The organism is Ensifer sp. Root278, from assembly GCF_001429285.1.
In the GTDB taxonomy this organism is placed as follows: Bacteria; Pseudomonadota; Alphaproteobacteria; order Rhizobiales; family Rhizobiaceae; genus Ensifer.
The window spans coordinates 459,557-472,003 of sequence record NZ_LMJJ01000043.1 but is presented as its reverse complement, the minus strand read 5'-3'; the positions used below and the strand labels follow the sequence as shown (position 1 = coordinate 472,003).

At 64.3% G+C, this 12,447-nt stretch carries 12 protein-coding genes and 1 pseudogene; 7 read left to right on the top strand and 6 right to left on the bottom strand.

All coding sequences use genetic code 11. From position 1 onward, the window contains the following. The first annotated feature begins 55 nt into the window (after nucleotides 1–55). Nucleotides 56–919 (top strand): DMT family transporter, encoded by an 864-nt coding sequence (locus ASE60_RS31340; RefSeq protein WP_057255486.1) that lies wholly within the window; start codon nucleotides 56–58, stop codon nucleotides 917–919. Between the two features lie 51 nt (nucleotides 920–970). Here ASE60_RS31340 and ASE60_RS31335 read toward each other — a convergent pair whose 3' ends face one another. Beyond that, nucleotides 971–1,864, bottom strand: coding sequence for a LysR family transcriptional regulator (locus ASE60_RS31335; protein ID WP_057255485.1), 894 nt, complete (start codon nucleotides 1,862–1,864; stop codon nucleotides 971–973). A 113-nt stretch (nucleotides 1,865–1,977) separates the two neighbouring features. Here ASE60_RS31335 and ASE60_RS31330 point away from each other — a divergent pair, with 113 nt between their 5' ends. The 3 genes from ASE60_RS31330 to ASE60_RS31320 all read left to right on the top strand — a co-directional run bounded on the left by ASE60_RS31330 (nucleotide 1,978) and on the right by ASE60_RS31320 (nucleotide 4,002). Beyond that, nucleotides 1,978–2,847, top strand: a complete 870-nt coding sequence (locus ASE60_RS31330; protein ID WP_057255484.1) for an NmrA/HSCARG family protein — start codon at nucleotides 1,978–1,980, stop codon at nucleotides 2,845–2,847. 57 nt (nucleotides 2,848–2,904) lie between these two features. Next, nucleotides 2,905–3,153, top strand: a complete 249-nt coding sequence (locus ASE60_RS31325) for a DUF2798 domain-containing protein (protein WP_057255483.1) — start codon at nucleotides 2,905–2,907, stop codon at nucleotides 3,151–3,153. A gap of 171 nt (nucleotides 3,154–3,324) precedes the next feature. Continuing rightward, nucleotides 3,325–4,002, top strand: coding sequence for an XRE family transcriptional regulator (locus ASE60_RS31320; protein WP_200964219.1), 678 nt, complete (start codon nucleotides 3,325–3,327; stop codon nucleotides 4,000–4,002). Between the two features lie 36 nt (nucleotides 4,003–4,038). Here the strand turns inward: ASE60_RS31320 and ASE60_RS31315 are convergent. Beyond that, nucleotides 4,039–4,716 (bottom strand): annotated as a pseudogene (locus tag ASE60_RS31315) (quinone oxidoreductase); the annotation flags it as partial. On the opposite strand from ASE60_RS31315, the gene ASE60_RS34275 reads away from it, so the two are divergent. Continuing rightward, on the top strand, nucleotides 4,705–5,433 hold the full coding sequence (locus tag ASE60_RS34275; protein ID WP_244495743.1) for a LysR substrate-binding domain-containing protein: 729 nt from the start codon (nucleotides 4,705–4,707) through the stop codon (nucleotides 5,431–5,433). The pseudogene ASE60_RS31315 and the gene ASE60_RS34275 sit on opposite strands and share 12 nt — an antisense overlap. 53 nt (nucleotides 5,434–5,486) lie before the next feature. Here the strand turns inward: ASE60_RS34275 and ASE60_RS31305 are convergent, their stop codons facing one another. Beyond that, entirely contained in the window at nucleotides 5,487–6,527 is a 1,041-nt protein-coding gene (locus ASE60_RS31305; protein WP_057255481.1) for a dipeptidase, read from the bottom strand. Between the two features lie 244 nt (nucleotides 6,528–6,771). Between ASE60_RS31305 and ASE60_RS31300 the strand changes: the two genes are divergently transcribed. Both ASE60_RS31300 and ASE60_RS31295 read left to right on the top strand, forming a co-directional pair. Beyond that, nucleotides 6,772–8,292 carry a serine hydrolase domain-containing protein gene (locus ASE60_RS31300; protein WP_057255480.1) on the top strand — a complete coding sequence of 507 codons (1,521 nt, stop codon included), beginning with the start codon at nucleotides 6,772–6,774 and terminating at the stop codon, nucleotides 8,290–8,292. A gap of 88 nt (nucleotides 8,293–8,380) precedes the next feature. Continuing rightward, nucleotides 8,381–9,280 carry a LysR substrate-binding domain-containing protein gene (locus ASE60_RS31295; RefSeq protein WP_057255479.1) on the top strand — a complete coding sequence of 300 codons (900 nt, stop codon included), beginning with the start codon at nucleotides 8,381–8,383 and terminating at the stop codon, nucleotides 9,278–9,280. Between the two features lie 23 nt (nucleotides 9,281–9,303). On the opposite strand, the gene ASE60_RS31290 is transcribed toward ASE60_RS31295, so the two are convergent. The 3 genes from ASE60_RS31290 to ASE60_RS31280 form a co-directional block, all read right to left on the bottom strand. After that, the gene (locus tag ASE60_RS31290) at nucleotides 9,304–10,170 is read right to left on the bottom strand and encodes a D-amino-acid transaminase (protein WP_057255478.1); all 867 of its coding nucleotides are present in this window, start codon (nucleotides 10,168–10,170) and stop codon (nucleotides 9,304–9,306) included. 72 nt (nucleotides 10,171–10,242) lie between these two features. Next, nucleotides 10,243–11,301, bottom strand: a complete 1,059-nt coding sequence (locus ASE60_RS31285; RefSeq protein WP_057255477.1) for a P1 family peptidase — start codon at nucleotides 11,299–11,301, stop codon at nucleotides 10,243–10,245. 203 nt (nucleotides 11,302–11,504) lie between these two features. After that, on the bottom strand, nucleotides 11,505–12,443 hold the full coding sequence (locus ASE60_RS31280; protein ID WP_057255476.1) for an AraC family transcriptional regulator: 939 nt from the start codon (nucleotides 12,441–12,443) through the stop codon (nucleotides 11,505–11,507). Nucleotides 12,444–12,447 lie beyond the last annotated feature (4 nt).

The window sequence follows — 12,447 nt, the reverse complement described above, 5'->3', positions numbered from 1 at the left end:
TTGTCTCTGGCAAGACCACCCTCCTCGGCCGATACAGGCGAAAAAGGAGCATGCGATGGACAAGACGGCAGACGGTTGGATGAGCGGTTTTCTCGGGGTGCTGATCTTCAGCGGGTCACTGCCTGCGACACGCGTCGCAGTGATGGATTTCGATCCGGTGTTTCTGACGGTGGCGCGCGCGGCGATCGCCGGCCTGCTCGCGCTCGCGCTGCTTCTGATCTTCCGTCAGCCGCGTCCAGCTCGGGCCGATCTCGTTTCTCTGGCGATTGTCGCCTTTGGCGTCGTGCTCGGTTTCCCGCTTTTGACCGCCCTGGCCTTGCAGCACGTGACCTCGGCGCATCTGATCGTCTTCGTCGGCCTGCTGCCGTTGGCGACTGCGATCTTCGGCGTGTTGCGCGCCGGCGAGCGGCCACGCCCGGCTTTCTGGCTTTTTTCCTCCCTCGGCAGCGCCGCAGTGGTGGGCTTCGCGCTGGTCCAGGGCTTCGCCGCGTCGCCCATCGGCGACCTCCTGATGCTCGGCGCCATCATCCTCTGCGGCCTCGGCTACGCCGAGGGCGCCAGCCTCTCGCGCAAGCTTGGCGGCTGGCAGGTCATCTGCTGGGCGCTGGTCCTGTCGCTGCCGATCATGCTCGCGCTCACGCTCTTCACGCTGCCTTCCTCCTTCGCGACGGTCACGCATGGCGCCTGGACGGGCCTCGCTTATGTCTCGGTGTTCAGCATGCTCGTCGGCTTCGTCTTCTGGTATCGCGGCCTCGCGCTCGGCGGCGTTGCCGGCGTCGGCCAACTGCAGCTTCTGCAGCCCTTCTTCGGCCTGGCACTTGCAGCGACGCTTCTGGGAGAGCCGGTGAGCTGGGCCATGCTTGCAACCACCGGCGCCATCGTGCTCTGCGTCGCCGGCGCCAAGAAGTTCGCGAAATAGGCAGCTTCACACGTTAAGGGCGGTGCCGGCAGAGAAACGGCCTCGCCCGCTCTAAAGGCGGTCGAGCTTCAGCCGCTCGCCGAGCAGATCGAGAAAGTAACGGATTTTTGCCGAAGGGCTCCGCCCCTCGAGCCAAAGCGCGTGGATCGGCACCGGAGCGGGCTCAAAGTCTTCAAGGACGATTTCGACCTTGCCCGCGTCGATCAGGTGCTTGATCTGCCAGAGCGGGGAGTAGCCAAGGCCGAGACCTACCTCCACCGCCGAGTAGATCGTGTTCATCGAATTCGTGCGAAACGCGCCGGTGACTTTGACCGCACGAGCCCGACCGTCGATGGTGAACATCCAGGCGCCAGGTCGCTCGTCGCCCGTGCGCGTGACACAACGATGCTCGGCCAGTTCCAGCGGATGTGAAGGCCGACCGAAGCGCGCGAAATAGGAGGGCGAACCGAAGACGACCCGCCGAAGCGCACCCAGGCGTTTGCTTGTCAGTCCCGAATCCGCGAGATCCCCGATCCGCACCACGAGGTCGAGCCCGCTCCCGGCGAGGTCGACGAACGCATCGGAAAGGTCGAGGTCCACCTCGACCGCAGGATACTTCGCCATGTATTCGGCGATGATTGGCATCAGGAACCGCGGCGCAAACAGATTGGGCGCCCCGAGGCGCAGCACGCCTGACGGCTCGGACCGGCGCTGCGCCGCCTCCTCGCGCGCCTCGTGGATCTCCTCCACCGCCGGCTTGATGCGCTGATAGAAGCTCTCGCCCGCCTCGCTCGGCATCGAGCGGCGGGTCGTGCGATGCACCAGTTCAACACCGACGTCGTCCTCAAGCATGGCGAGCGACCGGCTGACGGTCTGGAGCGGGCGCCCCAGCCGTTTCGCAGCCGCCGTCAGGCTACCCTGTTCGACGATCGCCATAAAGGCTTCCAGATCTTCGATGCGGCTCATGCGATAATCCCGTTTTCCGGGAGAATAAATCACATTTCACGTCGATTGTCCGCCGCCTTGTGCCTCATTAGCTTGAAGTCATCACTTCTCGGCGGCACGAAAGGCAGACCCAGATGAACCAGCGCTCCAATACGATCCTCGTTGTCGGCGCCACCGGTCGCTTTGCCGGTCTCGTCGTTCCGGAACTGGCGCGGCGCGGCGCCAAGGTTCGCGCCCTGATCCGCGATGAGACGCATGGCGCGCTGGCGAAATCGCTGGGCGCATCCGAAATCGCGATCGGCGATCTGCGTGAGCGCGGCAGCCTCGACCGGGCACTCGAAGGCGCTGCCGGCGTCTTCCATATCGGGCCTGCCTTTGCCCCGGATGAAGCGGCGATGGGCGTGTCGATGGTCGATGCCGCCGCGCGTACCGGCGTCAGCAAGTTCGTCTTTTCCTCGGTCATCCAGCCGACCCATGTCCGGCTGAAGAACCATGCGGCCAAGATCCCGGTGGAGGACGCGCTCTATTCGTCACCGCTCGAATACACCATCCTGCATCCGGCAAACTTCATGCAGAACCTCCGCCCGGCCTGGCCAAGTGTGCTTGCAACCGGCACCTTCGCCGAGCCGTTCCCGACGACGACGCGCATCGCCCGGGTCGACTACCGGGACGTCGCCGAGGTCGCGGCAATTGCACTGACCGAGGATCGCCTCGCCTATGCAACGCTCGAGCTCTGCGCCGAAGGACGGCACAACCGTGAGGAAATCGCCCGCATGATGAGCGAAGCGCTCGGGCGGCCGATCGTCGCCGGAAACATCGGCTTCCACGACTGGGCGAAACCGATCCGCGCCAAGTACACCGACCACCAACTGGACCTGCTGGCCAAGGTCCACGCCCACTACTCGGATGTCGGTCTCGGTGGAAACAGCCTGACGCTCCGCGCGACGCTTCAGCGTGCCCCCCGCAGCCTCGAAGGCTTCATCTGTGAGTTGGCGCAAGCCTAGCAACAAGGACTGTCCGGCGCCGTTCCCTTTCTTTTTCGAAATCCTGGAGTCATCCCTATGCCAAAGAAGCTCCCCCATCGATACCAGGCGATCGTCATGCCGCTGGTCCTTTCCGTGCTGATGTCCGCCATCGTCTCCTTTGTCTCGACGGCCAGCGGCAGCGGCCTGCAGCCGGATCTCTTGGCGCTATGGCTCAAGGCCTGGGCCTTCTCCTGGCTGGTCGCGTTCCCGAGTCTGCTCGTGGTTCTTCCGGTGGTGCGCCGGATCGTGGCGGCGACGGTGGAGCAACCGCGCAGCAGCCCTTGAGGCGTGCAGCGCAACCCTCCCCTCGCGCCCTCGGCGATCATGTGCGAGGAGTTTGCCTTGTGCCGTTCCCGGCCTCCTGCTGCGGCGGATGATTTTTAGGATACCTAAAAGCGATTGACAGGAAATTGGGCCGCGCCCTAGCTTGAGGAGAGACTATAAGGGGAACAGACAGTGACGACGGAACATGCCAGCGGCGCATCTACCGGCGAGGCAGAGGCGCCGTCGCTCGGCGATCGCCTGCGCCAACGGCGCAAGACGCTGAAGATGACCCTTCAGGAGGTCGCCGACGAGGCAGGCTTTTCCGTTGGTTTCATTTCGCAGATCGAGCGTGGCATCACCGTCCCGTCACTGACCTCGCTGATCGCCGTCTGCCGGACGCTGAAGGTCGAGGCGGGAAGCTTCCTCAACCCACCGAAGGTGGCGACACCGTTCACCCGCCGCGAACACCGGCCGATCTATGGGCTCGGCGGAGAACGCGGCAACGCGGTCTCCTACGAACGCCTCTCCGCGTCCTTCCCCGGCAATGTACTCAGAAGCACCATCATCCACGAACCGCCGGGCCACCGCAGCGAGCCGATGTCGCACGAGGGTGAAGAGATCTTCTTCATTCTCCAGGGGGCTTTGACGCTGGAGGTGGACGGCGAACGCATGGTGCTGGAAGCCGGCGATTCCGCCCACTTCCCTTCGCTGCGCACCCACACGATGTGGAACCACACGAAAGAGCCCACCACCATTCTGCACACCTGCACCATGGATGTGTTCGGCGACGGAGATCCGTCGGGAAGCCCCGCCGAAAGCCTTGCGGTGACGCGGGCCGACAACCGGCTGACAGCAAGACGTGACCTTTAGGAGCGTCTGGGGCCCGACAGGTCGAGCCACCAAACGCTAAGGCAACAGCACCATGGCACCCGTCGTCCGGCGTCCCTCGAGCCGGCGATGCGCCTCGGCCGCCTCCGAAAGCGGCAGACGCGCGTGGACGGGGATCTTGACCGCGCCGCTCGCGACGACGTCGAAGAGATCCTTGCTCATGGCAAGCACGTCCTCGCGCCGCGCCAAGTGCGCCGGCAGCAGCGGCCAGGTCGCGTAAAGCGACCCTTTTATCGCCAGCGTCGTGATGTCGAACGGCGGGATCGGGCCGGAGGCGGCGCCGAAACTGACGAAGTGACCGAAGGGGCGCAGGCTGTCGAGCGAACCTTCGAATGTCGTCTTGCCGATGCCGTCGTAGACGACATCGACGCCCTCGCCTTTGGTGATCTCACGGACATGGTCGGCGAAACCCGAACTGCTGTAGTCGATCACGTGGTCTGCGCCATTCGCCCGCGCCAGCCTGGCCTTTTCAGGTGAGCCGACGGTGCCGATGACCGTGGCACCGAGGTGCTTCGCCCATTGCGTTAGGATAAGGCCGACGCCGCCGGCGGCGGCATGGACGAGGACGGTGTGGCCAGCTTCGACACGGAAGGTGCGGCGCAGGAGATATTGCGCCGTCAGGCCCTTCAGCATCATCGCCGCACCCGTCTCGAAGTCGATATCGTCAGGTAGATGCACGAGGGAATGGGCCGGCACATTGTGCTCTTGCGCGGTCGCGGCGTCGTGCCGACGCCCGAGGGCGAACTGTTCCTGGGATATGCGACCCGCATGCTGGCGCTCGGCGACGAAGCCGCCGCGCGGCTGCGACAGGCCGATCTCAGCGGTGGCGTGCGGGTCGGGCTTGCCGAGGAAGTGGCGACGACGGCGCTGCCCGAGGCTCTCGGGCGGCTGCGGCGCGGCTATTCGGAGATCCGGCTCGACGTGGTGGTGGAGCAGTGCGTGGCGCTCGGAAGGACCTGGCCCGAAGGTGAACTCGACATCATGGTCGTGCCGACCTCTGTCGTCACGGCTGACGCCCTCACCACCTGGAACGTCGAACTGCAATGGGTCTGCGCCACGGACTATGCGTTCGACGAGACACGACCGGTCGACCTCGTCGCATTCGCAGCGCCCTGTCTCTGGCGCCGGCGCATGATCGAGACGCTGGCGGACCAGGGCCGGGAACACCGCATCACCTTTACGAGCCAGAGCATCACGGCGCTTCAAGCCGCAATCGAGAACGGGCTCGGCATTGGATTGCTTCCGCCAGAAGCCGTGCGCGCGAGCACGATGCGGGCGCTCCCCGCTTCGTCAGGCGTTCCGAAGCCGCTTGCCGTCCAATACGGGCTTTTCGCCAGGGATCGCCGCACAGCCGTCGTCGATGCGGCGATCGGCGTGCTGCTCGAAGCCCTGCCGGCAGCGTCAAGAACCTAGCGACCTTCGTTGAAACGCTCGGCCGCTTGAGAACACGTGGCTCCGAATGGAACTCACGCGCCCCAGGTCGTCTCCAGCACGCGGAGCCAGTTGCCGTGGCAGATCTTGGCGAGCGCCGCCTCGTCATAGCCGCGTGTCCGCAGAAGGTCGACAAGCAGAGGCAGGTCGGCTGCGCTACGCATCGCAGCAGGGATGGCCGTACCGTCGAAGTCAGAGCCGAGTGCCACATGGTCAATACCGATACGCTCGACGATATAGTCGATGTGGTCGACAAGGAGCGAGAGCGGCGTGTCCGTGTTCCTGGTCCCGTCGGCGCGCAGGAACAGCACGCCGAAATTGATACCCGCGAGCCCGCCGGTATCCTTGATCGCGTCGAGCTGACGGTCCGTCAGGTTGCGGCTGTGCGGGCAGAGCGCATGAACGTTGGAATGCGACGCCACCAGGGGCGCCTGCGACAGCGCGGCGATATCCCAGAAGCCCTGCTCGTTCATGTGCGAAAGATCGAGCATGATCTTCAGCTCGTTGCTGGCGCGCACCAGATCCTTGCCGGCCTCGCTGAGGCCCGGACCGATATCAGGCGAAGAGGGAAAACGGAAAGGGACGCCATAGGCAAAGATGTTCGGCCGGCTCCAGACGGGACCAAGCGTGCGCAGGCCGGCGGCATGGAGCACATAGAGCGCATCGAGATCGGCGCCGACAGCCTCGATGCCTTCGATATGCAACACCGCAGCAAAGGTGCCCTTGGCCATGGCATCGCGAATATCGCCAGCACTGCGGCAAATCTTCAGCCGTCCCTCGGACTGGCGCTCGATCCGCATCAACAGGCTCGCCATACCGAGAGTAGCTTCGAGAGCGGTTTGCTGATCGGGCGTCGCAAAGTCGCCGCTGCCGTCCTTGGCCAGGCCCGGCGAAGCCACGTAGACGGCACAGAGACCGCCGGCAAGGCCACCCGTCTCCGCCTTGTCGAGATCGATGTGTCCGGTATCGGCGCCGTCGAGAAAGCGGCGTTCCGGCGCACCGCCCGGCGAACGCCAAAGCCGCGACAGCACGTCGTTATGTCCGTCAAAGACCGGGATTTTCGCTTGGGTCGCCAATTCTGGATCGCCTTCTCAACCTGTTGTCCTGTGCGCGACTCATAGATAGTCGCGGACGGACCATAGACATTGGGTGCGGGAACCGCACCATTTTTCCCTGCCGCCCTAACCCAATGCAGCCATGCCGGGCAAATGCAAACCGTGCATAGGCCCTGCCGGAATCGGAATTGGCAGCGCATGCGGCTGTCGTGCTTAGTCAGAAAACGCGCGCGGCAACACCCCGCGAACAGGACGGAGAATGGACATGACGAAGCCGGCATCGCTGGATTGGCAAGCCGCCGAAGCAACAGCGAGACGCCTGACCGCACAATGGGCGGCGGACGAGCCGGGCGGCGCCGTCATCGGTTTCGACGGATCCGGAATCTGCTTTTCGCATGCGGCCGGCGTCGAGAGCCTCGCCACGTTTGCGCCGTTCGCGGTCGACAGCGTCGTGCGTTATGCATCCCTCACCAAACACGTCTTTTCGGCAATGGTGCTCGCGCACAGCGATCTGATAGGCCTCGACGATCCGCTCGGCCAACACCTTCCGGAATTGCGTTCGCCGCTTGCCGAAGTGACGGTTGGACAGGCGCTCGACATGAGCGGCGGCCTGCCGGATACCCGCGAATGCCTGTCGTTGCTTGGCCTTTCCGTCTATACGGAAACCAAGGCCGGAGCGCTGCTCGATTACATTTCGCGCCTTGAGCGGCTGAACTTCGCGGCAGGCACCGAGGTCTCCTATTCGAACACCGGCTACCGCCTCGTCGAAGCGGCGTTGGGGCGCAAGGGATTCGGTTTCGACGATTTCGTCCAGCGCGAGATCTCAACGCCGCTCGGCATCGCGCTGAAGGCGCCGGACGTCTGGAACGACCCGGTGGAGGACCTCGTTCCCGGCTATTGGCATTCGGGCAAAAGCTGGCAGCTTTCCGCCGCCGGTCTGCACATTTCCGCGTCGGGCAGCCTGACCGGCAGCGCCCGGGCGCTCGCCACCTGGCTACAGGCCCTGCTCGGCGACGAAGGTCGCTTCGCCGGTCTTCTGCAGAAATTGCAGGCGACCCGGTTTCTTGCCGACGGGCGACCGACGGGTTACGGCCTGGGCCTGCGCAAGTCCTGGCTCGGCCCGCGTGAATTCGTCGGCCACGGCGGCTCACACCCCGGCTACAAGACCTATTTCCTGCTCGATCCCGAAACGCGCGCCGGCTTCGTCGTCGTTTCCAACCGCGAAGATACCAACGGTTACAAGATCGCGCTCGAAAGCATGGCAGCGCTCACCGGGCTCACGCTGCCGGCTCCCGTGACCGATTTCGGCGACGGTCTCTATGTGACGGAGACCGGCCCCTGGTGGATCGAGATCAAGGGCAGCACCTGCACCTATCTCGATGCCGACGAGACGCTCCATGACGACGGCGAAGGCTGGGTCTCGTCGCGCTCTGCCTCGTCACCCCTAAGGATTCACCGTGATGGTGCCGCTCTAGTCGGCGAGGTCGGTCATGCTGCTAGACGTTTCCTCCCGGCAAAGACCGAAGAGCCCGTTCCCGCCTCGCTCTGCGGCGTCTGGCGCTCGAACGAAGACGCGGAATTCACGGTCGATAAAGGTACGGTGTTGATGGGCATCGGTCCGACGCGTCAGGCCCTTGCACTGACCGCACTCGGAAACGACCGCTTCCTGTTCACATTGAACGACGGTCCATGGGTGAAGCGCATCTGCCTGCATCTGCTTGGGCCTGACCGTCTCGAACTGGTGACAAGCCGCGCCCGGATGATCGAGTACCATCGGCGCGGCTGATTTTTCTTGATGGCGCTGCCGCACCGCCTAAAAGGAGGCTTTCTCGCCGCAGATGACGGCGGGAGCCGAGCTTTACGGGAGCGCGTCAGTGGAAATCAAATGGCTTGAGGACTTTCTGGCGCTCGCCAACACGCTGAATTTTTCCAAGGCGGCGGACGAGCGCCACGTGACGCAGTCGGCCTTCAGCCGCCGCATAAGACAATTGGAAGCGTGGCTGGGGGCAACGCTGGTCGATCGGGCGACCTATCCTTCGCGTTTGACTGAGGCGGGTGCGAAATTCGTTCCCGTGGCACAGGCGACGCTGAAGCAACTCTACCAGACCCGCCGCGACCTGCGGTTAGAGGAAGGGTCCGACGCCCGAACGATTACGCTGACGGCGTTGCACACGCTCTCCTTCACCTTCTTTCCGCAGTGGATGACCCGCATCAATGCCAGGGTCGGACCGCTGTTTTCGCGGCTTCGTCCGGATTCCGGCAGCATGGAGGAAAACCTCAACTCGCTCGTCGACGGCGAATGCGACTTCCTGCTCACCTACGCCCACACCCAGGTTCCGCACCTGCTCGACCCACAGGCCTTCGAGCATCGTGTGCTGGGACACGAGCGCATCCTTCCCGTCTCGGCCGCAAACAAAACAGGTGCGCCAAAGCACCTGCTCGAAGGCGGGGCGAAACCCTTCCCGCATCTGAGCTACGAGAAGTCGTCCTTCTTCGGCCAACTCCTCGACGAGCTGATCAGTCCCAATTTGCCGCCGGCGCAAAGGGTGCACGAAGGCAGCATGTCCGTGGGATTGAAAGCCATGGCCGAAGCCGGCTGGGGCATCGCCTGGGTTCCCGAGAGCCTGATGACGGACGAATTGGCAAGCGGCTCCCTGGTCCGGGCAGCCGAGCCTCGCTGGGACGTCAGCGTCGAAATCCGCCTCTATCGCGCCAGGGAGAACCGCCGCCCGATCGTCGGGCGTGTCTGGCAGAGCCTTGAGGCCACCGCCTAGGCGATAGCCCAGCACCGCGCCACCTAGATCGCCGTCCGCCGTGCGTGTTCCAGATAGAGTTCACGCAAGCGCTTGACGATCGGGCCCGGTGCGCCGGAGCCAACAGGCTTGCCGTCGATCCGGGTGATCGGTGCGACGAAATTCGAGGCGCTGGTCAGGCAGGCTTCGCGGGCGCTCAGCGCCTCGTCGAGCGTGAAGGGCCGTTCTTCTAGCGTCAGCCCCTGCTCGCGCGCCAGCGCCAGTGCGGCAAGCCGCGTGCAACCGGGCAATGTCGCCTGGCTGTTGCCGCGGGTGACGATGCGATTGTCCTCGGTGATGATATAGGCGGTGGAGGAAGCGCCTTCGGTGACAAAGCCGTCTTCGATCATCCAGGCCTCGTCGCAGCCTTCGGCCTTGGCGATGCGCTTGGCGATCACCTGCGGCAGCAGGCACACGCTCTTGATGTCGCGGCGTGCCCAGCGCTGGTCGGGCACGGTCTTGATCGAAAGGCCTTTCTCCGTCGCAGCGACGCCCACCAGTGTCTTCTCCTGGGTGAAGAGCAGTAGCGTCGGCTTGATATCCTCCGAGAACAGGAAGTTCCGGTCTTCGGCGCCGCGGGTGAGCTGGAGGTAGACGATGCCTTCGACAAGATCGTTGTCTCGCACCAGCCGCTTTTCAATCGCGACGATCTCCTCGGTCGACACCGGCAGCGGCACATCGATTTCACGCGCCGAGCGTTCCAACCGGGCCATATGCGGCGCGCTGTCGATCAGCTTGCCGTCAAGAACAGCGGTCACCTCATAGATGCCATCGCCGAAGAGGAAGCCGCGATCGAAGATTGAGAGGCGCGCCTCGTTCTCCGGCAGAAACTCGCCGTTGAGATAGACTGTACGAATGGGCAGCTGGGGCATGGGGGCTCCGTAAGAGTTAGGTTTGGTGTGCAGCCGTGGATCGCCACACCGCTCGCGATCCAGGCGCAATGATCACGGCTCGCTCAGGGCGCGAAGCCTTTCGAGCGAGATCGCTTCGACCGTGCTTGGCTTGCCGTTCGCGGCGTTGAAGCCGTGCGTCGTTCGCGCCATGGTCAGCGAATTGAGGATGGCCTCCTCGGTTGCCCCGATGGCCGCCTCGAAGAGCGGCGACATCAGGTCGTTCGGAAGGTCCGGGTAATCCGCAATCGCTGCCCGCCGTGCCTTCGTTCGACGAACGGATGGCGCCGTCGAGAAGGCAAGCGCATAGTCGCCGGAGCCGTTGCTGAGTGCTGCCCCAGTGCGGGCAAGGCCGCCAAAGCCGCGCTCGGCGAGACGCTTGAGATTGCGCGCGGAGAGCGGCGCGTCGGTGGCGATTACGATGACGATGGATCCATCCCGGTCGTGTGCCGCCGGCGCATCATAGGCACGACCGCAGACGGTGAGCCGCCCGCCATAGTTGGATTGAACGAGCACCCCGAGCGTGAAGATTTCCCCGGCCGCCTTGACGCGGCGCGAACTGGTCCCGATGCCACCCTTGAGGCCAAAGGCCACCGTGCCGGCACCGGCGCCGACAGCCCCCTCCTCCACGGCACCAGTCTTCGCGGCGGCGAGGGCTGCACCGATCTCGTCGATGGTCGGGCGGCCGGCGCGAATGTCGTTGAGACGGGAATCGTTGGTCTCGCCGACGACAGCGTTCAGCGACACGACCTTCTCGTTGCCGGGTTGCGCCAGGGTCCAGCGGTTGATTGCCTCGATGGCCCGGCCGGTCGCGAGCGTATTGGTGAGAACGACGGGCGTTTCCAGCTCACCTAGCTCCTCGACCTGGGTGGATCCTGCGAACTTGCCAAAGCCGTTGAGCACCGCAAGCGCTGCGGGCACCTTGTCCTGAAACAGGTTGCCGCCATGCGGCAGGATGGCGGTCGCGCCGGTGCGGATGCGATCCCCCTCGACGACGGTGGCATGACCGACCGCGACGCCCTCGACATCGGTAATGGCATTCAACGGGCCGGGTTCATAGACGCCCGGCCGGAAGCCGAGGTCCCGAAGTCGCAAGCATTTGATATCTACCATTTTTTCCGTCATTTCCTTGCCCGTCGACCCGATCGCGAAACAGACGTTTCGTCGCGGGGCACCCTACCTTTATCGTTGGCAAAACGGCATCTCAAAAATGGAATAGTTTCATGAGTAGCCTGCAACGCCGGCGGATACATCGACGGATCATGGCGCAAGGGCCGATCGCGCCGTCAAGTTCTGAGACAATGCAGCCCGGCAGGTCAGGACGCCAGATGATCCGGAGGCGACGTCAGGCTCCGGGAATGACTTGGCGGCGCACCCATGATCTTGCGGAAGGCGCGGCTGAACGAGGCCTCGGAATCATAGCCGAGCCGGTTGGCGACATGGGCCACGCGCTTTCCTTCGCGCAGCCACTGATGCGCCTGGTGCATGCGCATGCGCGCCACATAACGGGCGGGCGTCTCGCCGACCGTATCGGCAAAGCGCTGGGCAAAACCCGAGCGCGATGCGCCCATGAGCTTTGCCAGTTCCGGCACCGACCAGTCCTTGGTCGGATCGAGATGGATGGCGGCAAGAACGCGACCGACCTCCGGATGGCGGACCGCGGCCAGCCAGCCGGTCGCGGTGCCGCAGCCATGTTCTACCCAAGCACGGATGATCGTTGCGGTCAGCACGTCGGCAAGCCGCGCCAGGATGCCGCCGGAACCTACGCGCTGCATCGCCGCCTCGCGCGTCATGGTGTCGAGCAGCGATGGGATCGACGGTTCGCTCGACGCGAGATCGCTCGTGCGCATGACGGACGGCATCAGCTGGAGGAGAGGATGCAGTCGGTCGACGTTGAACTGCATGACCGCGAAGAACAGAAGGTTCTGGCTGTCCGAATTGGGACATTGCACATCGACGATGCCGTCGCAAAGCTGCCGTTTCGGCAGATCGCGGATCGAGATCGCCGGCAGCCCCGGCTTGCTGGCAAGCACATGCGCGTCGCCCCGCGGCAGCAACACGGCATCGCCCGGCGTCAGCTCCATCCAGGCGCCGTCGGGCGTTTGCAGATGGGCGGAACCGGATGCGAGAAAATGAAAACGCGCAGGTTCCTGCGCGGGATAGGAGGTTGCCCATGGCGCACAGGGCTGGCAACGCCCATATTCCACTCCGTCGAGCCTCAGGCCGCGCAGAATCTCGGTTAGCGCATCGCTCATCTCT